This window comes from Marinobacter alkalisoli (genome assembly GCF_045449855.1).
Taxonomy (GTDB): Bacteria; Pseudomonadota; Gammaproteobacteria; order Pseudomonadales; family Oleiphilaceae; genus Marinobacter.
On the sequence record NZ_JBJJLC010000012.1, the window covers coordinates 75214 to 96749 of the forward strand.

Genomic DNA, 21536 nt, shown 5'->3' on the forward strand with positions numbered 1-21536 from the left:
TCCGAACTGGACACAACCGACAAAAAGGCGAAACCATGAAAAAGCCAAATCCGCTTCTTGCAGATCTCAAAGGTGTTCTTCCTAAAATTGCCGCCAATGCTGATCGCGCCGAACGTGATCGCACCGTTCCCGAAGAAAACATTGCGCTGCTAAAAGGCATTGGAATGCATCGCGCCTTTCAGCCAAAGGCCTTTGGCGGCATGGAAATCAGCCTGCCTGAATTTGCAGATTGCGTGGCAGCATTGGCAACCACATGTGCCAGTACTGCCTGGGCGTTCAGCTTGCTGTGCACTCACAGCCACCAACTGGCGATGTTCCCGAAAAAGCTGCAAGACGAAATCTGGGGCGACAACCCGGATGCTACCGCCAGTAGTAGCATCGCTCCTTTCGGCAAACCCACCGAGGTCGAAGGCGGCATTCGCCTGAGTGGCAAAATGGGATGGAGCAGTGGCTGTGACCACGCGGAATGGGCCATTGTCGGATTGATGCGTGATACCAGCAGCGGAACAAAGGATTACTGCTTTGCCGTGCTTCCGCGTCAGGACTATACGATTGTTGATGACTGGTTCGCCGCCGGCATGCGCGGCAGCGGAACAAAAACACTGCTGATCGAGGACGTATTCGTACCGGAACACAGGATTCAGTCTGCCAAAGACATGATGGAAGGCAAATCAGCCGGATATGGTTTGTACCCGGACAGCAAGATTTTCTACTCCCCCTACAGGCCTTACTTTGCCAGTGGTTTTTCGGCGATCAGCCTTGGTATCGCTGAGCGCATGCTCGAAGCATTCAAGGACAAGACCAAAAACCGGGTGCGTGCTTATACAGGTGCCAGCGTTGGAACAGCAACACCAGCGCTGATGCGCCTCGCTGAATCAACGCATCAAGTGCATGCGGCCCGCGCGTTCCTTGAGAAAACATGGGAAGAACATCGTTGGCACAGCGAGCGCCAGACCTACCCGACCCCGGAAACACTGGCGTTCTGGCGAACCAACCAGGCTTATGCGGTCAAGATGTGTATCCAGGCTGTCGACAGGCTCTTTGAAGCCGCTGGTGGCACTAGCTGGTTCGAGGGCAACGAGCTTCAGCGCCTGTTCCGGGACTCACATATGACCGGTGCCCATGCCTATACCGACTATGACGTCTGCGCCCAGATCCTTGGCCGCGAGCTGATGGGCCTGGAACCTGACCCCACGCTGAAATAAACCGAAGCAATAAATAAAAAGATATGAAATCACCATGGGTACCGTGAAAGCCATGGCGAGGGAGCCAGACATGAACGAGCAAAACCAAACCACTATTGATCCAAAAGCATTCCGACGCGCCCTGGGAAACTTTGCAACAGGCATCACCGTGATGACCAGTGCAACAGAATCCGGCCAAAAAGCGGGGGTGACGGCCAACAGCTTTAATTCCGTATCGATTGATCCGGCACTCATACTCTGGAGCATTGAGAAGAAATCCAGCAGTTACGAAGTATTCAAGAACAGCAGCCACTTCGCAGTAAATATTCTTGCGGCAGATCAGATTGATGTTTCCAACCGTTTTGCCCGCCCCAGAGATGACAAGTTCGAGGGCATCGAACACGAAACCGGCCTCGGTGGCGCTCCAATTCTGCTGGACACTGCCGCCCGCTTTCAGTGCGAAACCTACAACATCGTTGAAGGAGGCGATCACTGGATCATTATTGGCAAGGTCATCACCTTTGACGACTTCGGACGCTCTCCCCTGCTCTACCATCAGGGCGCTTACTCCATGGTGCTTCCGCACACTAGGATGAACAAGGCATCGTCCGAACAGTTACCATCCAGCGCATTTCAGGGACGACTCAGCCATAACCTGTACTACCTGATGACTCAGGCGGTGCGTAGCTATCAGGCCAACTACCAACCCAAACAACTTTCAACGGGATTTCGCGCCAACGAAGCAAGAATGCTGATGGTGCTTGAACATGACTCCTGTCTCAGCAAGTGCGACCTGCAAAAGGAGGTAGCGATGCCCATGCGGGAGATCGAGCTGGCAGTGGATATTCTCAACCGCAAAGGTCTGGTTGAAGACAATGAAGAAGGCTATCGGCTGACCACAGAGGGTATAGATCAGGCTGAGATGCTCTGGAGGATTGCCCAGGAACAACAGGACAAGGTGTTCGGTGAGTTCTCCGAGGAGCAGGTAGGAAACTTCAAATCCATTCTGAAGTCCGTTATCGCTTTTCAGATGGGCTCGGAATAATACAAACCCTCATCGCTGCTGGGCTGGCAGCGTTTTACCGTCTGGCCTGACAGTCGGGCGGTTTTTTTAGTTTTGGCAAGTTCTCGTCACGAGATGACTGGCAAGGAAATACAAGTACCGGACAATTCTATACAAGAAAATACCGATTCTTGCGGTCACAGTAGACAACATCCATCGCTGTGTTGCGATGCATGCAAACTGACAATAAAAGTGCCATAAAGGCACCAGACCCGGAGAAAATTATGAGCATAACAACTGTATCAGACACTCCGAAGGAGGGTACCGCCGTGCAAAAGAGTACCAAGAAGCTCGGGTTCATGACGATGATGGCCATCTGTATCGGACTGGTCATTGTGCAGGGCTCCATGATTACCGCCACTCAAGGCATAGGCATTGGTGGAACGGCATTCATTGCGGCGATGTTTGCTGCCTTTATCCTGGCCCAATGTAATGCCTTCTCATTTTCCGAATTATCCCTGATGTTTCCCCAGGAAGGCACGTTGGCGACCTATACTCAAAAAGCCATTGGCCACTTTCCTGCAATAGTCTCTGTCTTCTCTGGCTACGTGGTAGTCGCCATGCTGGCGATTCCTGTCGAAATGCTCCTTGTCGACGCCATTATCGGTGAATTGCTGCCGGGTGTATTCCCCCAGTACGTCGTTCCATTTGGCATACTGGCGTTCTTTGCATTCACCAACTATCTCGGCGCCGATGTATTTGCCGGAGCCCAGAACATTCTTGCATTCATCCTGGTGGTCGCGCTCGTTGTTGTTGGCTTGTGCGCTGTCACCGGGACTGTGGAGCCACACCCGGAAGTCACCGGGGCGACAATCGACTGGAGCTTCGGTGGCGTCATGGATGGCAGCTTTATCGGATTGATCGCCATGGCGATGTGGTTGATGGTGGGTGTTGAATTCATCTGTCCCATGATCAACGAGGTTAAAAACCCAGAAAAGAACATCCCTCGCGCCATGAGCCTGTCGCTGGTTGCCATGCTGGCCATTTTCCTGGTCTTCGTCGCTGGCGTGGGCTACTACATGAACACTGAGTCCATTCTTGCCTCCCCGATTCCATACCTCGATTATGCCAACGCCGTCTTCGGCCAGGGTGGTCTGATCGTGGCTGCAGTCATGGCGGTTGCAGCCACCTGCAGCACCGTAAACACAGTTCTTGCTGGCGTACCACGCATGCTGCATGGTATGGCGGAGAACAAGCAGGCTTTTCCACAACTGAAAGTTGTCAGCAAGAAATTTGGCACTCCATGGGTTGGCATTCTGTTCATGGTCGCCATCATTGCCATTCCTGTCGTACTTATGGGTATTGATGACCTGATCACCCTGGTTATTGCCGCCTCCACGAGCTGGCTGCTGGCGTATGTTGTCGCCCACATCGATGTTCTGGTTCTGCGGCGCCGCATGCCACACATCAAACGCCCCTTCAGAACGCCGTTTTATCCACTGCCTCAGCTCTTCGGCATAGTGGGCATGACCTACGTGGCGTTCAATAATTCACCATCGCCGGAAATGACTGTTTTGGTCTACAAAATTACCGGAGGCATTCTGCTGGTCACCAGCATCATTGCCGCGCTTTGGGTGAAGTTCTACATGAAACGCGGCCTCTTCGAAGCTGACCTTTCGTAAACCAGTGCCGCACATGTAACGAAGTCCCCCTATTCTGCCCGGGTGTTTATCAAGCCCGGGCTTTTTTTGTCAGAGGCAGAACAATGAACAGAACAAAATTACTGCTAACGGCCTTCTTCCTCCTCGGCTTCTGGAGCACTGCTTACTCGGAGCCGTTAAAGATCTATAACTGGAAAAACTACATCGATACGGAGTTAGTCGAAAAGTTTGAGCAGGACACCGGCATTGACGTTCAGTTGACCGAGTACACAACCGTCGAGGAACTGGAACTGGCGCTTAAGAACGAAGCGGACTATGACATCGTGGTGCCATCCCATTTTCAACTGCCTGCGCTCATTGCAAAGGGGCGACTTGAAAAGCTCGACACAACCCGACTGCCAAATCATGGTGAAATCGATAACAGCCTCCTGGCAGCGCTCGCTGCGTTCAACAGTGCAGATGCTTACGCTATCCCCTACCTTTGGGCAGCCATAGGCATTGCCTACGACAGCCCGTCGGTCGAACGGAAACTTGCTGGCGAAATACCCCAGAGTTGGTCTCTGGTTTTTTACAATGACTACCTTGAGAAACTTTCAACGTGCGGGGTGAGTTGGCTGGAAGCACCAAAGGAGGTGCTTTCACTGAAAGCCAATTTTGTTGGCGGAAAGCTCGACCACACCAGTGAACGACGCCTTGAAAAATACTCGAAAGGGCTCGAAGAGTCGGTTCACTATATCCGTCAGGTTAATAACGAAAGCTATATCCAAGGCCTTGCAAGAGGAGAATTGTGTGTAGCCATGGCCTGGTCCGGCCATGCACTGGCCGCAAAGCAGTCCCGTGACACTATAAACTTCATGCTTCCCGATGAGGGAGGCCTCCTCACGATTGATAGCTGGACGATCCTCCAAACCTCAACCAGAAAAAACGCGGCATACCAGTTCATTGACTACATGCTGAAACAGGAGAGCGGAAGGCGAAACGCCAGCGCCACGCACTTTTTCTCCCACCTTCCCCCTTCTGTAGCATCGAATCAGGGCGTAGGCCTGAACCCCGCCAAAGTGCTCGGCACCGATTACCGGCGAAAGCTCTACTTTGTGGAAAACCTCGGCCCCACTCGTACGCAGCAAATTGAAGCCTTCTGGCGTTCCATCAAATCAAACCTGTAGTCCACAAAAGAGGATAGAGGTAGTAACCCATGTTCAAACGAGGCTCCTCAAAACAGCTTGTATCCGAGATCGTTGCAATACTCGATTCGAGTAGCGTTGATATCACATCTGACCTTGAAAGTTTTACGGAAGTTTCAAGGCACCCCGACCTCAACTTATCCATTCGTTCTTTTATGGGCCGGATTGAAACCGCTGGATCTACTCTGGAATCTGAAAGGCAAACGCTCAAGCAATCACTGGACAAGCTGAAGCAAATCCAATCACAGGAGAAAGAGCAGTATTCGCAGTCAATCGAACAACTCAAGCAAGAAAGAAATCACCTCCAGATAGCCCTGGAAAACGCCAACTCTGCCCGAATGGAGCTTGAAAACGAACAAAAGGTCTGGCGAATGATTCAGTCCACACTCACCGAAGGAGTATGGGACTTTGTGATCACAAACGGACGGCCAGAGGATCCGGGTAGCAACATGTATATTACCGACCAGTTCCGACGACTGCTTGGCTACTCCAGAGAAGAATTACCTGACGGTATGGACAGCCAGGTAAACATTACCCACCCAGAGGACTTGCCCCGAATTCTTAGTGCATTTGAACGGGAGATTAACAACCCTTCGGGCTCGGGTGAATACGTCGAAGAATTCAGGATGCGGCATAAAACGGAAGGCTACTGCTGGTTTAGGGAGCGCGGCCGGGCTATTCGTGACGAACAAGGCAAGTTGATTCGCGCAATAGGCGCTGTCAGAAACATTGAGGACGAACGATCAGCAAAAATTGCCCACGATCGGCTTAAGGAAAACAGCCGGGAAACCTACAGCCAGATAGCGGATGTCGTCGATGTCATTAGCGGCATAGCCACGCAAACAAATTTGTTGGCCCTGAATGCGGCCATTGAAGCCGCCCGGGCAGGATCTGCAGGGCGGGGGTTCTCAGTCGTTGCTGACGAAGTAAAAAAGCTGGCTGACCGAACCCAGGAAGCAACCAAGCGCATTCAGGAAATGCTGGAAACTCAGGATGCCCCCCTCAAGTCGTAATGCGAATCAGTAATCAGTAGAGTGCATTGATTTATGGATTCCACACACCATCCAGCCGCTGTATCTCCTTCAATCCGAGTGCGGCTTTATCTAGGGTCGCTGCCACCTCAGGTAAAGCGCTCCGGAGCGCCAACTTATCGATGATGCGCAGGACTTGTTCGGGATCTTTGGACAGAAACCTCAGAGCCCTAAGGCTCCGCCGTGCGGTTCTATCGGTGCCAAGCGCTTTCAATTGCACGATAGCATCTGCCAGGTTCAATGCCGACAATAACCCCGTGGGTGCTCCATAAGCCGACAGACTCTCCCTGTTTGCATACAGAAAGCATCGAACGATTCTCTGTCGGATTTTAGCTTTCAGTTGATCATGGGAGCCGGTCTCGGACCAAGCCAGGGTGGAGAGGTGTTTCCTGAGGGACCGAACCGAGAGCTCAGCAAAATACCGAGGATCCACAGGTACCAGCAAATAGCCGGATGCAACAAGGCCAGCACCAATCGTTAGCGCAAGTGATTGCTGAAGAACGGCAGCAACGTTTGCTTCAGGCATCCCGGCCTGACTGGCAAGCAAAAAACACATATTGGCGTCCAGAGCTGGAACTGAAAAGCGTTCACTCGTTCGGGCTATCCCTCCAAGAAGGAAAAAGGGAGCAATCGAAAGCAGAAGGAGGTGCAGCGAATTGATTTCGGGCTGTATCACCAGCCTATAACCGATCGCAAATATAACGCCGGCAATCACACCTGAAAGCAGTTTTGGCGCGATTTTTTGGGGCTCCGGCATGGACCCCAGGACCAACGAGAAAATACAGATTCCAAGTGCACCGATTTCCACGCCCGTTAGTTTGATTGTCGAAGTTGCAAGCGCTGCGACCAGCACAGCCAATCCAGACAATACCGCCGTTCTGAGCGCGAGCCATCCATCAGCGTATGGCGCTAGGGGAGAAAACGGTCTGCGCTTGGGCGCTTGATGAGAAACAAGTTCTGCGTCCGCCTGGAGGATGCGAATCACAGTGTGCTTCAATGCCCTTTCTTCCGGGATTTCCAACTTATCCTCAAACCACCACGGTTGCGGCCGTGCCGGCTCAGTGGAGGAGAATCTCGGAAGCAACCCTTCGAGCTGAGAACAAAGTCTTTCCAGGCCTTGTCCCCACCCCCCGGACTGGCTGGCAAGTGCCCGACACTCAGCAATCAGCATCATGCAGTTTGTGACAATTGCTTCTATCTGAAGTTGTCGCCGGTGACTTTCAATAGAGCCCGCAGTCACTACCGTTGCTTCGCTATTGATATCGGCCATTGCAACCATGAGCTTGCGGCTCTCGGACTCCCTGTTCTCATAGCCCCCTTTTAGCTGCTGCAAAGCGAACCGGATACAATCGTGCTCAAACTGGCGAACCTTGCGGTAAAACGGCTCACGAGGGGAAGGCGGGGTAAAAACCCCCATAATCAATGTCACCGATGCCACACCAATCAGCGTGCACTCAATTCTGGCGATGGCAAGGCCGATTGACGGAAGATCACTGGCCAAAGCGGGAATAACCACAACCGCCGCCGTAATGCCGGTCATCAAGCTGGCATAGGCCTGGGGCCCTCTCAGAACGTGAGTCAAACCAGCAGAGAGAGCGGCGAGGCTAGCCAGCAAAATCGCGATGACATAGCCATCCAATTGCGACTGCAGCAGCGCCAACCCTGCAGCAGCGCCAGTCAAGGTTCCGACAATTCTATAAAAAGCTCTTGCCAGCAGTAGTCCCCTGGAAGACTGTGCAACCACCCAAACGGGCATCGCCGCCCAAAAGGCATTCTGCAAATGCAGCATGCTGGCAATGCTGAAAGCAATCCACGCGGAGAGTGCAAGTAAGAGGGCAGAAAAGAGTGCCGGACGGTCAGTGCCCAACCAACACCCAACAGCTTCAAAGGGCCTGAACACAAGGTTGGTCACCGTTTTCCTGCCTCAGTATGTAGCGTAAATCCATTATGTGAGCGGTGATTATCCATGCAATAATGTTAACATCATAACGTTTTTTCAGCTATTGGACGAGCAATATGACCGACTACGTGATTTCCACAGAAAGCATCACTCTTGACTGCGCTCTTGAACTGGCTCACCAAGCTCTGACGCAGGCGCGCCAGCAAGGCAGAAACGTGGCCATCGTGGTGTTGGATTCTGCTGCAAACCCTTTGGCATCCATTCGCATGGATGGCGCTCCGATTCCCTGCCGGTCAATTGCCGAACGAAAGGCAAATACAGCTCTTGCCTTCTCAGCTTCAACTAAACTCTGGGATGAACGCTTTTCTGATTTATCGCCCGGTGTGCGCATGGGACTGCCCTTACAGGAGAAGCTGGCATTTTTCGGGGGCGGTGAACCTATTATCCACAAGGGCGAAAGGCTTGGCTCCATAGGGATTTCTGGCGCGTCTGAAGCAGAGGATTGTGCCATAGCCGAATCAGCCGTGAAGCACTTTCAGGCACTGACAGCCAAGCTCTGACAGGCCTTGGCATTAAAATGCAAGGCCATGTCCGCCTCAGACAATTCTTGCAACACCGTTCAGCGTTTAATGGTTTCCATGGACGGGAGCACTCAGGATATGGAGTCTAACGTTTTGCACTTTCTGATACTTGGAACTTTCCGATGATCAAAATAGAAACCCCAACCTACTACACCGCGACCAAAAAGTACGAGCTCAGTTTCCCATCGCTGGAATCCGATATCGAAGCAGATGTTGTTGTTATTGGTGGCGGCTTTGCCGGCATTAATACTGCATTGGAACTGGCTGAGAAGGGCATTACCAATGTTGTAGTCCTGGAAGCGAGATATCTGGGCTTTGGCGGCACGGGCCGAAATGGTGGTCAGATCATGGCTGGCATTGGGCATGATCTGGAAACCATCAAGAAGGATGTTGGTGAGGAGGGCCTTCGTCGGATTTTCGAGATCAGCGATGAGGGCGCCAGGATCATCAAGGACCGAATCAAGAAATATGACATTGATGCCGACTTCCGACATGGTTACGCCTATCTCGGCTTCAACTCCCGGCAGGAGAAGACTCTCAGGGAATGGGAAAAGGAGTTTCGTTCCGTCGCACCTGATCAGGACATCGAATTGCTCACCGGCAACGACGTCCAGTCCATCGTCGGCTCTGATGCATACTCCTGCGCGCTGAAGCACATGGGCGCAGGCCAGGTACACTCGCTGAACCTCCTTCTCGGCGAGGCCAAAGCGCTGACCAGTTACGGCGCCAGGATCTTCGAGAACAGCCCGGCACTGTCCGTCGAATACGGAGACACCGTCAAGGTACGAACCGCAAAAGGTTCTGTTAAAGCCAGCAAACTCCTTTGGGCATGTGACAGCTTCAATAACGGCATTGAACCCGAGCTGGACAAGAAAATCATCAACACCTACGCCTTCCAGTTGGTAACCGAACCACTGTCAGACGAGCTGGTACAGAAAATCAGCCCGATTCGCGGTGCCTACAGCGACATTCGCCCAGTCATCGACTACTTTCGGATCACCAACGAGAACAGGCTGCTGTTCGGTTCTGCCACCCGTGTTATCGAACACATTCCTACCGATATCAAAGCATGGCAGCGCGCTCAGATGCTCAAGATCTTTCCGTATCTGAAAGACGTCGGCATCGACCTTTGCTGGGGTGGCCCAATGGCGTGCACATCAAAACTTTTCCCGAATCTTGGCTCCATGCCTGAACACCCAAATGTTTTCTTCGTACAGGGATGGGCAGGTTTCGGTGTCACCCCAAGCCATATTATTTGCAAGATTCTAGCTGAGGGCATGAGTGAAGGATCATCAAGGTACGACCTGGTGAGCTCCATCAAGCAGGCCAATATTCTCGGAAAAGAGAAGTTTCGCCCTGCCATCCTGACCGCAGGCAAGGCCTGGCACCAGCTTTCAGGTTACTGGACTGGTCGCCGTTAATTTCAATCACCTGTAAATAAGGAAGAGCTTTAATCATGAAACCTGTTTCCACCAATATCGATATCAACCAGTTGGACTCCTGGGGCACTGTAGCGGACCTGGGCTCCGAAATCCTTGAGGGCGAAGGCGCCGCCTTTGGGAAGATGACGTTCGGAGCTCCCACAGACCCGGTGAACTCGGCTTACTTCGGGGTAAACAAGAGCAAGTTCCGCATGACGTACCCTTTCAATGAGCACGCTGTTGTTGTTAAAGGCGAAGTGGAACTGACCAATGAAAAGACGGGGGAAACCAATACATACCGGGAAGGCGACATCTGGTTTGTCGAAAAAGGCACTCCGGTACTGTGGAATATTAAAACCGACTCCTTTATCAAACACTATCTTGCAGTCGCCTGATTGTCAGGATTGACTACGGCACAACCTAAAATAAGATCTGCAGCGCCATAAAGTAGAAGGAGCTGCAGATTTTTTTATTGAACACCAAGCGCTGTATTCCTGTACTCCCTGGGCGAACAACAGAACTCCTTCTTGAAAGAGCGGCTGAAATGTGCCGAATCCGCAAACCCCCAGCGATAGGCAATGGACGTAATAGTTTCGTGCTTGAACCTGGAACTACTCAGATCCTCAGCGCTTCTTTGAAGGCGCGCCCTCTGGATATAACGGCAGACACTCTCGCCCTCTTCTTCAAACAGGCGATAGAGGTGTCGGACAGAGATCCGAAGCTCTTCCGCCAGTGTCCCAGGAGACAGAGAAGGTGAATCCAGCGAACCATTGATCAGCTTTTCGGCGAATTTCCGCAGGCCAGCCCCGGAGAGGTTCTCCATCACTTCATGGTCGTCGTCTCCACAACGTAGCGAAGTGCCGAGAAGAGAAGTGTAGGCGGCAATAATCGCCTCATCTTCGGCTTCTCTGGACTCACCAATAGGCACATCGCTACAGAGCTCATCAAACATTGAGTGAAGAATCCGGCCACTGGCACATTGCATCGATACCTTGCCAAAGAGGGTGGTTCCAATATTTACGATGCTTCGGATTTCGGCACGGGGCAAACACAATGAAGCGTGCTCCATCAACCCCTCTGGCTTGATCTCACAAGGGGCAACGGAATCCATCAGGATGATGTCACCAGGCGAGAGCCTGATATCGACACCGCCTTGACGGATTGTGGAGCGGCCTCGCCTCTGACTGACCATGAAGCAATAGCGATCATCGACACTTTCACCAGGCCTCACATCCCGATGAATGGAATCTGCATTAGTTTTCATATGCGCAAGCGTTAATCCCGCCTTTTCCGACGCGCGCACCTCCCCGATAAACAAGGACGCATTCCTTGCAGGTTCGGTTTTATAGGGACCGCACAGACTCTGCAATGCATCATTCCAACTATCCAGATTCGAGGAGAGAATTTGAGCCGGCATGTTCATGGGCACCTCCCGCATAAGCACCAAAATTTCATTAACATGTTACCAATATAAACGCACGGAGACATCTTTTTGTAATAGAGCAAAAGCTGCGCCACTTTCGGGAACTACACGGTTTTATGACCCCTATGCCCCCGGGGAAGCCTTAGCCAGCCTTTTTCCTCATCAACTTGGCGCGCAACGGAGGGAAGGGAGTGTCTCACTTGTGCATTTCAGTAACAGTATCGGTTCGACACCCCAAGCTCTTGGTCAGGCTTCGCCTGGCGCGGAGAAACAAAACCAATGACAGATTAGAACAATTACAGATTGGCCTTCTGTGGCCTCATTGGCATTGGGTCACACCAACTGCGAGCAGACAAGACTCGCTTTAATGCGCCTCAGTATGGGGCAAGCAAAAAATAGCAACAAACCACGACAGGTGTATTCACCTTTCGATTCAGGAGCGTTCCATGAAAACACTAAACACCGTGAGCAAAGCAACCCTCGCATCAGCAATTGCATTATTGGTCGTAGCCAAAGCATCCGCATATGAACTTCACAAAGATGAGAACTCAACCCTGAACGCCGATTTTCTAGGTGTAGCCGGGTACTTTGATAGCCAGAAAAATTACTTTGGAGGCAACGATGGCGCCACCTGGAGCGAAGGCTTCGCCAAATATGGCTTGAGCGGAGACTACTCCACCGGAGGGGGTCAGACATTCTTCGGCGCAGTCAACTATGTCAGTTCCGGGACCTGGGGCGACGGCGATGCAGCTGGCCTAACCGATGGATCTGAAAGAGAAACTGAACTCGAGGACGCTTATATCGGATGGCGCTCCGGAACCTCTATACCTGCATTGGGCGAGAATGGTCTCGAAGCCTCCCTGGGCCGCCAAGTGATTCAGATCGGCGATGGTTTTATTGTCAATGACGATGGGCTCAATCTGGGTAACTCACTGGCCAATGGAGAGCTCAACCGCGGAGGAGCCTATTATCTGGCCGCTCGCCGAGCGTTTGACCAGACGGCCACTATTCGCCTGAATACTCAGCAGGGCCTGAAAGCAGACTTGCTTTGGTTCAAGTCTGATAATGACGCCCAAGCATCAACTGAAATGGCAGCAACAACTCTGGGGTACACATCTGAACAAGGCTTTGTCGAGTTCTCCTACATCAAAGGGCTTGATGTGGATGAGCAATGGGCAAGCCCCGCAGTCGCAGAGCGGGACGGCATGAATATCTACAGCCTGAGAGCATCTGGCAATGCCGGCATCGAAAATGCCAACTTTGCATTTGAGTACGCTCACCAGGACACCGACTCAAACGACGAAAATGCCTGGTATGTAGAGGGCGGTTATAGCTTCAGCGATGTAAACTGGTCGCCCAGCGTTACCTACCGCTACACCCGCTATTCGGAAAACTGGGACAGCCTTTTCAACGGTTTCAGTATCTATGGAAAATGGTTCCAGGGTGAAGTAGCAGGCAACTATGCAGGCCCCTTCAACAGTAATACCGGAATCCATCATGCTGGCCTCACATTGTCTCCTTCAGAAGCCGTGACAGTGGGCGCCTTGGCTTACCGCTTTAACAACGTCAGCGGCGACAGCACAGATGCCACGGAACTGGATCTTTACGTGGACTGGGTCGCCCACGACCACCTGATCATCAGTCCGCTGGTTGGCTTTTACAAGCCGGATAATAGCGTTGCCGACGGTGGCACTCAAAACGATGATGACCTAAACGTATACGCACAGCTGGTTGCTGTTGTTCCATTTTAATGCGAGCGTCAGGCTGCCCCTGGGAGGGCAGCCCCCTTTTCTTCTTTCGTTAAACCTCAAGTGAATATCCATGCCGACGATTGAACGTCCACACCGCCTTATAGCACTGCTGGCGGCACTTCAAGCTTTCGGACCACTGTCTATCGACATGTACCTCCCGGGACTGACGGCTATTGCTGAAGATCTGGGGAGCCCGGAATCAAGCATCCAGCTGACCATCACGGCGTTTCTGATCGGACTATTCATCGGCATGCTGTTCTACGGCCCCCTTTCCGATAAATTCGGCCGTCGCCCCCTGCTACTTGGTGGGATCACCCTTTACGTTGTAGCAAGCCTGGGATGCGTTTTAGCCAGTGACGCCGAACAACTCATCCTGCTTCGATTTGTTCAGGCACTCGGGGGCGCGGCAGCCTCAGTGCTTGGAAGAACAATCGTCCGGGATCTGTTTCCTGTTACTGAAGCTGCACGTGTCCTGTCTCTGATGCACCTGGTAACAATGATCGCCACACTCATTGCGCCTCTGTTCGGGGGCTACCTGTTGTTATTACTGGGTTGGCGCTCACTGTTTGTTGCATTGATTGTTTTCTCCGCCATTACGTTAGCGTTTACAGCCTGGAAGATCCCCGAAACTCATAGTGGCGATTCCCGCAACTCTGGCGTGATGACAGTTTTCTACGCCTACTTCCGCATCGCCCGGCACCGTACCGCGATCGGCTATATACTGTGTATGGCACTGCCATTTGCAGGTATGTTCGCCTATATCACGGCATCGCCCTTTGTTTATATCAGTTACTTCGGTGTCGAACCCCAACATTACGCCTGGCTGTTCAGTCTCAATATCGGCGGCATCATACTGTTTGTTTCGCTCAACGCCCGCCTGGTCACGCGAGTCGGCACTCAGCCGTTGTTGCTAGCCGGCTCAGCCTGCGCCTGCCTTTCTGGCTTATTGTTGATGGTTGGTGGAATCTACGCTGTCGGCGGATTGCCACTGATTGTGATTGCCTTGTTCGGCTTTGTGGGCGTCACTGGTGTGTTGGGGGCGAACTGCATGGCCAGCTTGCTTGAACGTTATCCCGAGAGTGCAGGAGCGGCTGCCGGCCTGGCCATAGCAACTCAGTTTGGCCTGGGAGCCCTAGCAAGCTTTTTGGTTGGCTTTTTTCACGATGGTACGCCCGCGCCAATGGCAATTATTGTGGGCTTTTGCGGAACAGGCTCTTTAGTTGCTCTATCCCTCACTATAGGCAAGTTCGCTGCAGATAGGTCCTCTCTCTAACCTTGCGCTGGCAGTCAAGCCAGCGGGGGCTCCTGGAGCCCTACGCGAGAGAAACTCCCGAAACACTGCAACCTGATGCTGAAAAACAGGCTGAGTGACAATCTCCACAAAAACCCACTCTGCCTCAAAAACATTATGCCGTGGGTGAAGCCAATTCAACCATGAAAAGTACAATCTCTTCTCCGAAAAAGACCTGTGACTTGCGTGAGTCGTGAGCGATCATAGAAAAATAGGGCAGTTAAATGGCACTCGTACCTCGACCAGCCCGCCCAAACAAATATAAGGAGAAGCACCGTGCAATTTCATCATCATGGCTATGTATCCGGCGATCCGCGTATCGAAAGTGCAGCCGGAAGCGGCATCGACCGTCCAGAAGTCCTACCGGAGTGCGTGGACGTCCTGATAGTCGGCGGCGGCCCCGCCGGGATGATCGCCGCCGCTCAGTTAGCGAAGTTCAGCAACATCACTACGCGTATCGTCGATCGCCGTCCCGGGCGTTTGGAAATCGGCCAAGCCGACGGTATCCAGGCGCGCAGCGTCGAGACATTCAAGGCTTTCGGTTTTGCAGACCGAATCACTGCGGAAGCCTACCGCATCAGCGAAATGGCCTTTTGGGCGCCAGACACCAAAAACCCGGAAAATATCACCCGTTCCAAGGTGGCTCTTGACGATCCGAATGGTGCAATCAGCGAATTCCCCCACCTGATCGTCAACCAGGCCCGTGTGCTAGATTATTTCGCCGAATTTGCAAAGAATGCCCCCGCCCGCATTCAGCCGGACTATGGCCTGGAATTTCTGGGCTTGGAAATTCATGACGGTGAGGAATATCCGGTCGCCGTATCCTTGCGCCACGCTTCAGGCGACCAGGAAGGCCAGCAACGCACAGTGAGGGCCAAGTATGTCCTTGGCTGCGATGGGGCTCACAGTGGTGTGCGCGAAGCCATTGGACGCAAGCACGTAGGTAAGGCCGCCAAACATGCCTGGGGCGTTATGGACGTACTCGCGACCACAGACTTCCCGGACATCCGCACCAAGTGTGCCATCCAGTCCGCAAGCGGCGGCAGCATTCTGCTCATTCCCCGGGAAGGCGGCCATCTCTTCCGTATGTACGTCGATCTGGGTGAGGTTCCTGACGACGACAATCGCCAGATTCGCCAGACCACCCTGGAAACCACCGTCGCCAAAGCCAATCAGATCCTGCACCCCTATACGCTCGAGGTGAAGGACTGTGCCTGGTACACCGTCTACGAAGTGGGCCACCGTATTACCGACAAATTCGACAACGTGCCTCCCGAGGAGGCCGGCACCCGGACACCCCGGGTCTTTATCGCGGGCGACGCTTGCCATACCCACAGCGCGAAGGCCGGTCAGGGTATGAACGTATCCATGCAGGACGGGTGGAACATCGCCTGGAAACTGGGCCATGTACTTTCAGGCGTCGCCCCGGAATCCCTATTGGAAACCTATTCCCTCGAACGGCACGAGGTCGCCCAGAACCTGATCAACTTTGATCGCGAGTGGTCGTCCCTGATGGCCAAGCCGGCCGAGGAATTCGAGAATCCCGAGGAACTTGCGGATTTCTACGTCAAAACCGCCGAGTTCCCTGCCGGTTTCATGACCGAATATCCCAAGTCGATGATCACCGGCGGCACGGAGCATCAGGCGCTGGCAACCGGTTTTCCAATCGGCAAACGCTTTAAATCGGCGCCTGTCATGCGAGTCTGCGATGGCAACCCTGTGCACCTGGGGCATCACGCGACCGCTGATGGACGCTGGCGTATCTATGCTTTCGCCGACAACGCCCTTCCCGATGAAAGCTCCCATCTCGCGAGCTGGGCTGAATGGATGCTGAAGTCACCGGACTCTCCAGTGGTGAAATATACGCCAGAGGGAACCGACCTCGATAGCCTCTTCGACATCAAGGTGATCTACCAGCAACCCCATGGGGAAATTGATTTCGGCCCAGATATCCCTAGCATTTTCAAACCGAAAGTCGGTCCCTTCCAACTAACCGACTACGAAAAGGTCTATGCCATCAACGCTGAGGCGGACATCTTCGAGGCTCGGGGCATCGACCGGAACGGTGCCGTTGTTGTGGTGAGACCTGACCAATATGTATCGCATGTGCTTCCACTGGAAGCGGTCGAGGAACTGGCACTGTTCTTTGACGACGCCCTGAACAGCCGTGCACGCTAGCGTGATATCGCGCACTGAATGGTGCCTGTAATACGTCAACGCCCTGGCCATTCTTGGCCAGGGCTTACCATCCTTAACTGTTACGGCAATGCCTTGTTCGCGCCATTCCGGCCTCGAGGGTAAAAACCCGGAAGATCAGGTTAACATCGACTGTGCCCAACCGAGCGTACCCGTAAGGACTTAGACAACATTTTCTGCGTCTGGACATGAACACTCCTTTGGCACAATGTGCCTCTTGTAAGGAATGTCTGCAGTGACGGGGTAAAACCCAATGCGCTTGAGGCGGGGGCGCTTTTTCTGAGCCAACCACTTTTTTATTTCAGCAAGATCCCCGCTTCACCACCCCCGCGCTGAGGCCGCAATCGTTAACTGACGATACCTCTGTAAGCTATGGCCACCCTCATAGAGTTGTGCCATACAAGCCACAACGGGGCAGCACATAAAAGCCGCTAATCTATAATGCCTGAAATATGTCCAATTCAGCGCAGCTGCAACCGGACAAAATTGAGGTAGTTGTTTACGTGCAACTGGGCAAGTAAAGTATGAAATCAAGGGTACAGGGCAACGGTTGTTATGGTAGGTTTTTCGCAATTCTAACCGGACAACCCTGTGCCCAAACTTGGCCTAAATCGTATAAACAACGGTATTAAAAGGTTTTTCAGAAGGCCGAACGTGAAACGCAACCGCTTGAACTTTCTAACATTACACCGATTTACCCCTCGCTAAAACACCCTGGTACAGCGCCCTCCGGAGGCAAAGGTCATAGGTTCGAATCCTATCGGGCGGGCCATATTCCATAAAAAAGCCCACTTCGTGTGGGCTTTTTTATGGAACTCTGGTTTGTTCGTTAGTCCTGTTGAGAACCTGCGTTCGACCCGTAGCCTGCAACGCAGGCGGAGGGAACGTCGGAACGCAGTGACGACGGCCCCGTAGGGGTGAGGTCGCTAAGCGGCCGAATACAAACTGCGCCAGCAGTTTGGGCGCCGCAGCGAAGGCGGGGCGAAACCCCGAGCAACGCGCCCAAAGCGTTGCGAGTCCATCTTGACCTTTTAGGCAACTCTAAATTTTGGCTTAACTCAGGGTTAAACTCAACGGGGCTGACCACCACCAAAGCTATACAAGATCTTTCACGATACTCACCAGACCTGCTCGAAAAGCCGCCAACACCCCCATACTGGCATCCTCCCCCAAAAGCCCTCCATCTCTCTCCATATCAGCAAGCCGATCTTCGTCCAGTATCCCCTTCAAGAACGCCAAGGTTGAGGCACTAGCAACCTGAGCAATTTCGAGACCGAACACATGGGCACCGCAGAGCCGAGTGTCCCAGTCATAGGCTTCAAGGACAGTGTCGTGTTGCAGATACAATTGTTCCAAAAGCCCGGGGATATTCTCATAGTTTGTTGCCAGGTACGCTAAGTCGGCAGCGTCCTTTTTTCGTGTTTGTGCGTCTCTTTCAAACCATGCAATCAATTTAAGCAGCGCCAGCCCTTGTGGGCTGGCTACAGGAAGCTTTAATGCCGGGTCCCTATCAACGATTACCCAAACGGCATTTTCAAGCGCTTCCTGAAATCCCATAACCACCATCTTCACGTCACCGTCGGGCGGCCATGCAATTTTTGAGTCTGTATCTTTAAGTGGACCAAACGGAATGATATCGAGAGGGATACCCTGCGAGTCGTATAAGCGATGGGGAATATCGGTCTTCGTGTAGCCTTCCTCAATCAGGCTTTCGCGGATGCTATCAAAACCCTCCCAGTCAGGGACCTGAATGGCAAGATCAATATCGCGCGTCGCCCTCTGAACCGATGCTCCATAGCCATGGTGCATGACCAGATCCCGAGCAGAGGCGCCGACAATGATGAAAGGCACCTGTCTCTCCGTTGCGACCCGAGTTATTGCCTCATAGGTTCTCAGCTGAATCGGATCAATCGACCCGGAGTCGAGTTTTAATTCGGTCATAAAGTCGTTCCGCCGCTTCCAGGTTTCGAGGATCGCCGCTCGCCAGCAGATCGGCATAGATGAGAATGTCTGGTGCAGCTACCTGGTGCTTTGTATTTGTGTCGATAGTTTCCGGGAAGCTGTGCCAAAACTTTTCGTAGACTCGAATGGTGTCGGATGTTGTGGTCCTATCTCTGTCAGCTTTTCGGAGTCTGTAATTTATCAGCAAGTCTTTGAAACTGCTTTTCGGCACGTAGATCAGGCCCTGCGCCGGCGAAAGGTAATCATCCAGGATAGAAGCGCCAACTTCTCCACCCCAGCAACCACCAAACCCCGTTGGCTCTATGTCCTTCCAGGGCAACTGGAATCGTGTCTGGAAAAAGCCCATATCCAACTCAGGCAACAACTTTTCAGGGTACGCCTCAACCCATCGATCAAACAGTTCTAATGGCGTTTTCAGTGACCTTGAGCGCCCTTTTCCGTGCTCCTGCACATACCCTCTATCTTTGAGATCATTCAAAACCCAACCAATGGTTCCCAGCGAAACATCGCTGGTTTCAGCGATTGTGCGATAGGTCTCACCGACCAGACGTGGTTCCAGCAGAAAACTGAAGATCACTTTTAATCCGGAAGCGTTGAATGCCCTTGTCGTCTTTCGAGGTGAAGAATACTCCGATGGCAAGCGATTGCCTTTGATGAAGATGTATAGGTTTTTTTCATAGAGATAAGCATTGCCCGCAGCATCAATGAACTGCATGCCTGCGTCGCGCAAACGATCCGCCATATTAGGATTGACATAGTCCGCAACAAGAAGAGCGGGAGCAGGCATTCTCTGCAGTTGGGCCAAAATGGCCCCCACATTTGCCTGCTGCATCCAACGCTTTAGTTCCACGCTGTACTCGATCCCGTGCGGGCGCAATTCGAGACTTGTATCAGCGGCATCCGGAAATAATTCACTTACTTCTTGCTTGTTGAAGCTCAATCCCGTCTCTCGATTAAATGCGAGGAGCGCTTGGTCGAGTAATGCGGTTTCACTGATAGATAATGTCATACGTACTCCGCCTGAGCTTTGTTCACACAATATCATTGTTCATTAATAATGAACAGATGCAATAAGTGAACATCCTTCACAAGGACAAAAAGAAATTCCGATGCCCTTGAAGCCCCGATTGAGCTCCAACCATAGCACTCCAAAATGCCCAACCGGAATCGAACAGATTGGTCCATTTGCCGGTCAAATACGCCTCTCGGCATCAGATCCTGAAAAGGAACTCTGAGCTAAAAACTACTCTGAAAATTAAGACTGTTAGCGCTGCGCTTTGAAGCTCTTGGAACGCGCATCAAGTATGCAATACCAACTACAATCACAGGTGCCAAACCAAGTACCTAGGCGAATATTGTCACTATAGACGACGTAGTGAGGTGCCCTCCGGAAACAAAGATCTCAGGTCCAAATCCTGACGGGCGGGCCATATATCAAAGACTTGCGTGAAAGCGCAGCCACTCCCAATCACCGTATCCGCTTGAGCTTCCGTACCTCACCTTTCCAGAATTTTTGCTTATCAGCGGGCCTCATCAAACGGCCAACGCCATTCTCCAGCTCTCCTCCAAGCGTTCGGCCTTCAAATTCGACTTACTCGGCATAATCAGCAAACTGCGCCATACCCCATCGAATAGCGTCAATGCATTGATCGATAGTGGCCTGGGCCATTTTGTCAGTGAGGTGACAATGCTCTCGACCAAACCTGATCATCGTTGTCCGATTCGGAAAGTCCCTGGTTTTTGAAAGCTTAAGGGCCATGGTGTCCCCTTCCTGATAAACCGTGGTATTCACGATGTCATACATGGGCGACAAACATCCCTTGCCAGTACTGGGGGCGTCGTACAGCATGGCGAAGTTTTTCAGGTGCGCATCACCGTTCCCGACCAGTACGGAAACGCACAAAGAGCGAAAGAACGTTTCCAGATCAGAGTTGGGGTCTTCCGAAAAGACCTTTATTGCCCTGGCCACCTGCTCATAGCTCCGATCATATTTGTCATCGGCAGGAATACCCATCAGAACACAAATGTCTTCCATGCCCAGGCGGCGACCATCGTGGGTGATATCAAACCGTCGCATTATGAATAAGCGCTTGTCCTCGGAAAGATAGAACTCCGGGCCACTGGTTTTCACGATCAACTCCGGGAGATAAAGGGCAGACTTTGGTTCGCTGTTTTCCGACTCAAATCCCAGGCGACCGATTGACGATGCGCCCTGCAGGGCAAGAAAGAACATTTCATCGACCTTGGCGTGCTTACGGAATTGCTCAACAATGCGTTGACGCAAGTAGCCTTCAGGCAAGTTCATCTCAAACACCGGATGCAAGGCGTTTCGGCTGATATCGCGTTCAACAACTGGCATTACCAGAGAAACAGCATCTTTACTCTGAGCAGTTTTTGTATATTGAAAGCTGAATTGCGCCCCTTTTGTCAGCGTACCCGCTTCCACTTCACCGGCGATTACGCGCAGGGTCTTTATCTTTTCAGCCATTAATCCTTCTCCGCAGGAAATAACGACTCAAGATCATCCAGAGTCGGCCTGCTGGTCACCCTGAAGTCCATTTCGAGACCCAGCGTAGCCAGAACGCGATAAAGATCAGTGATCCTGCCGGTGTACCGCCCCGTCTCCATTTCACTAATGCGCTTTCGAAGAACGCCCGTTGACTCCGCTAAAGACTGCTGAGTCTTGAAGCCAAGAGCTTTTCTTCGCTCAGCAAGTTGCTGGCCGAGCTCTTTCTCTCGTGACGCCATAGGAACCACCATGCCATCAAACAAATGGATTATGTTCCAATATATTCACATGTTGATCACCTGGATTAAATTTGCACCTATATTGGGACACTTAAAAGGAAAGAGTACCGCTCAAACCGCTCATATGGGCGAAGTGGTTGCAGAAAACACAAGCAGTTGGAGCAAGCTTATCCAACCTCCGCTGGACCTGAATCGGACTT

The 21536-nt window shown here is 52.3% G+C and carries 17 protein-coding genes; 11 read left to right on the forward strand and 6 right to left on the reverse strand.

Annotated features, from left to right (window positions below; translation table 11 throughout):
* Window positions 1–35 precede the first annotated feature (35 nt).
* From ACJO5Y_RS06070 to ACJO5Y_RS06090, 5 genes are all read left to right on the forward strand, one after another.
* A complete protein-coding gene (locus ACJO5Y_RS06070; protein ID WP_406985530.1) occupies window positions 36–1205 on the forward strand; it encodes a p-hydroxyphenylacetate 3-hydroxylase oxygenase component in 1170 nt (389 codons plus the stop codon).
* 70 nt (window positions 1206–1275) lie between these two features.
* On the forward strand, window positions 1276–2229 hold the full coding sequence (locus ACJO5Y_RS06075; RefSeq protein ID WP_406985826.1) for a p-hydroxyphenylacetate 3-hydroxylase reductase component: 954 nt from the start codon (window positions 1276–1278) through the stop codon (window positions 2227–2229).
* Between the two features lie 242 nt (window positions 2230–2471).
* Window positions 2472–3869 (forward strand): APC family permease, encoded by a 1398-nt coding sequence (locus ACJO5Y_RS06080; protein WP_406985531.1) that lies wholly within the window; start codon window positions 2472–2474, stop codon window positions 3867–3869.
* Window positions 3870–3952: 83 nt separating this feature from the next.
* Complete coding sequence (locus ACJO5Y_RS06085) at window positions 3953–5014, forward strand: extracellular solute-binding protein (RefSeq protein WP_406985532.1); 1062 nt, start codon at window positions 3953–3955, stop codon at window positions 5012–5014.
* Between the two features lie 29 nt (window positions 5015–5043).
* Window positions 5044–6045 (forward strand): methyl-accepting chemotaxis protein, encoded by a 1002-nt coding sequence (locus ACJO5Y_RS06090; protein ID WP_406985533.1) that lies wholly within the window; start codon window positions 5044–5046, stop codon window positions 6043–6045.
* A 31-nt stretch (window positions 6046–6076) separates the two neighbouring features.
* Here ACJO5Y_RS06090 and ACJO5Y_RS06095 read toward each other — a convergent pair whose 3' ends face one another.
* Entirely contained in the window at window positions 6077–7975 is a 1899-nt protein-coding gene (locus tag ACJO5Y_RS06095) for an FUSC family protein (RefSeq protein ID WP_406985534.1), read from the reverse strand.
* Between the two features lie 104 nt (window positions 7976–8079).
* On the opposite strand from ACJO5Y_RS06095, the gene ACJO5Y_RS06100 reads away from it, so the two are divergent.
* From ACJO5Y_RS06100 to ACJO5Y_RS06110, 3 genes are all read left to right on the forward strand, one after another.
* Window positions 8080–8523 (forward strand): GlcG/HbpS family heme-binding protein, encoded by a 444-nt coding sequence (locus tag ACJO5Y_RS06100; RefSeq protein WP_406985535.1) that lies wholly within the window; start codon window positions 8080–8082, stop codon window positions 8521–8523.
* Between the two features lie 143 nt (window positions 8524–8666).
* A complete protein-coding gene (locus ACJO5Y_RS06105) occupies window positions 8667–9965 on the forward strand; it encodes an NAD(P)/FAD-dependent oxidoreductase (protein ID WP_406985536.1) in 1299 nt (432 codons plus the stop codon).
* 35 nt (window positions 9966–10000) lie between these two features.
* Window positions 10001–10360 carry a cupin domain-containing protein gene (locus ACJO5Y_RS06110; protein WP_406985537.1) on the forward strand — a complete coding sequence of 120 codons (360 nt, stop codon included), beginning with the start codon at window positions 10001–10003 and terminating at the stop codon, window positions 10358–10360.
* 74 nt (window positions 10361–10434) lie between these two features.
* Here ACJO5Y_RS06110 and feaR read toward each other — a convergent pair whose 3' ends face one another.
* The gene (feaR, locus tag ACJO5Y_RS06115) at window positions 10435–11382 is read right to left on the reverse strand and encodes a transcriptional regulator FeaR (RefSeq protein ID WP_406985827.1); all 948 of its coding nucleotides are present in this window, start codon (window positions 11380–11382) and stop codon (window positions 10435–10437) included.
* Between the two features lie 452 nt (window positions 11383–11834).
* Between feaR and ACJO5Y_RS06120 the strand changes: the two genes are divergently transcribed.
* From ACJO5Y_RS06120 to ACJO5Y_RS06130, 3 genes are all read left to right on the forward strand, one after another.
* The gene (locus ACJO5Y_RS06120; protein WP_406985538.1) at window positions 11835–13139 is read left to right on the forward strand and encodes an alginate export family protein; all 1305 of its coding nucleotides are present in this window, start codon (window positions 11835–11837) and stop codon (window positions 13137–13139) included.
* Between the two features lie 70 nt (window positions 13140–13209).
* Window positions 13210–14412, forward strand: coding sequence for a Bcr/CflA family multidrug efflux MFS transporter (locus ACJO5Y_RS06125; protein WP_406985539.1), 1203 nt, complete (start codon window positions 13210–13212; stop codon window positions 14410–14412).
* A 294-nt stretch (window positions 14413–14706) separates the two neighbouring features.
* Window positions 14707–16608: an FAD-binding monooxygenase gene (locus ACJO5Y_RS06130; RefSeq protein ID WP_406985540.1), complete on the forward strand. Its 1902-nt coding sequence runs from the start codon at window positions 14707–14709 to the stop codon at window positions 16606–16608.
* Window positions 16609–17721: 1113 nt separating this feature from the next.
* Here the strand turns inward: ACJO5Y_RS06130 and ACJO5Y_RS06135 are convergent.
* The 4 genes from ACJO5Y_RS06135 to ACJO5Y_RS06150 all read right to left on the reverse strand — a co-directional run bounded on the left by ACJO5Y_RS06135 (window position 17722) and on the right by ACJO5Y_RS06150 (window position 21336).
* Window positions 17722–18567 carry a nucleotidyl transferase AbiEii/AbiGii toxin family protein gene (locus tag ACJO5Y_RS06135; protein ID WP_406985541.1) on the reverse strand — a complete coding sequence of 282 codons (846 nt, stop codon included), beginning with the start codon at window positions 18565–18567 and terminating at the stop codon, window positions 17722–17724.
* Entirely contained in the window at window positions 18533–19597 is a 1065-nt protein-coding gene (locus ACJO5Y_RS06140) for a type IV toxin-antitoxin system AbiEi family antitoxin (protein ID WP_406985542.1), read from the reverse strand. The genes ACJO5Y_RS06135 and ACJO5Y_RS06140 overlap by 35 nt, the downstream gene beginning before the upstream one ends.
* Before the next feature lie 582 nt (window positions 19598–20179).
* Window positions 20180–21076: a type II toxin-antitoxin system HipA family toxin gene (locus tag ACJO5Y_RS06145; RefSeq protein WP_406985543.1), complete on the reverse strand. Its 897-nt coding sequence runs from the start codon at window positions 21074–21076 to the stop codon at window positions 20180–20182.
* Window positions 21076–21336 (reverse strand): helix-turn-helix domain-containing protein, encoded by a 261-nt coding sequence (locus ACJO5Y_RS06150; protein WP_406985544.1) that lies wholly within the window; start codon window positions 21334–21336, stop codon window positions 21076–21078. Before ACJO5Y_RS06150 ends, ACJO5Y_RS06145 begins: the two co-directional genes overlap by 1 nt.
* Window positions 21337–21536 lie beyond the last annotated feature (200 nt).

What these genes read in the sequence shown, in the direction of transcription:
- ACJO5Y_RS06085 (WP_406985532.1), top strand. Translation starts at nt 3,953, where the DNA reads ATGAACAGAACAAAATTACTGCTAACGGCCTTCTTCCTCCTCGGCTTC.
- ACJO5Y_RS06145 (WP_406985543.1), bottom strand. Translation starts at nt 21,076, where the DNA reads ATGGCTGAAAAGATAAAGACCCTGCGCGTAATCGCCGGTGAAGTGGAA.
- ACJO5Y_RS06120 (WP_406985538.1), top strand. Translation starts at nt 11,835, where the DNA reads ATGAAAACACTAAACACCGTGAGCAAAGCAACCCTCGCATCAGCAATT.
- ACJO5Y_RS06100 (WP_406985535.1), top strand. Translation starts at nt 8,080, where the DNA reads ATGACCGACTACGTGATTTCCACAGAAAGCATCACTCTTGACTGCGCT.
- ACJO5Y_RS06070 (WP_406985530.1), top strand. Translation starts at nt 36, where the DNA reads ATGAAAAAGCCAAATCCGCTTCTTGCAGATCTCAAAGGTGTTCTTCCT.
- ACJO5Y_RS06135 (WP_406985541.1), bottom strand. Translation starts at nt 18,567, where the DNA reads ATGACCGAATTAAAACTCGACTCCGGGTCGATTGATCCGATTCAGCTG.
- ACJO5Y_RS06150 (WP_406985544.1), bottom strand. Translation starts at nt 21,336, where the DNA reads ATGGCGTCACGAGAGAAAGAGCTCGGCCAGCAACTTGCTGAGCGAAGA.
- ACJO5Y_RS06090 (WP_406985533.1), top strand. Translation starts at nt 5,044, where the DNA reads ATGTTCAAACGAGGCTCCTCAAAACAGCTTGTATCCGAGATCGTTGCA.
- ACJO5Y_RS06125 (WP_406985539.1), top strand. Translation starts at nt 13,210, where the DNA reads ATGCCGACGATTGAACGTCCACACCGCCTTATAGCACTGCTGGCGGCA.
- feaR (WP_406985827.1), bottom strand. Translation starts at nt 11,382, where the DNA reads ATGCCGGCTCAAATTCTCTCCTCGAATCTGGATAGTTGGAATGATGCA.
- ACJO5Y_RS06105 (WP_406985536.1), top strand. Translation starts at nt 8,667, where the DNA reads ATGATCAAAATAGAAACCCCAACCTACTACACCGCGACCAAAAAGTAC.
- ACJO5Y_RS06140 (WP_406985542.1), bottom strand. Translation starts at nt 19,597, where the DNA reads ATGACATTATCTATCAGTGAAACCGCATTACTCGACCAAGCGCTCCTC.
- ACJO5Y_RS06080 (WP_406985531.1), top strand. Translation starts at nt 2,472, where the DNA reads ATGAGCATAACAACTGTATCAGACACTCCGAAGGAGGGTACCGCCGTG.
- ACJO5Y_RS06110 (WP_406985537.1), top strand. Translation starts at nt 10,001, where the DNA reads ATGAAACCTGTTTCCACCAATATCGATATCAACCAGTTGGACTCCTGG.
- ACJO5Y_RS06075 (WP_406985826.1), top strand. Translation starts at nt 1,276, where the DNA reads ATGAACGAGCAAAACCAAACCACTATTGATCCAAAAGCATTCCGACGC.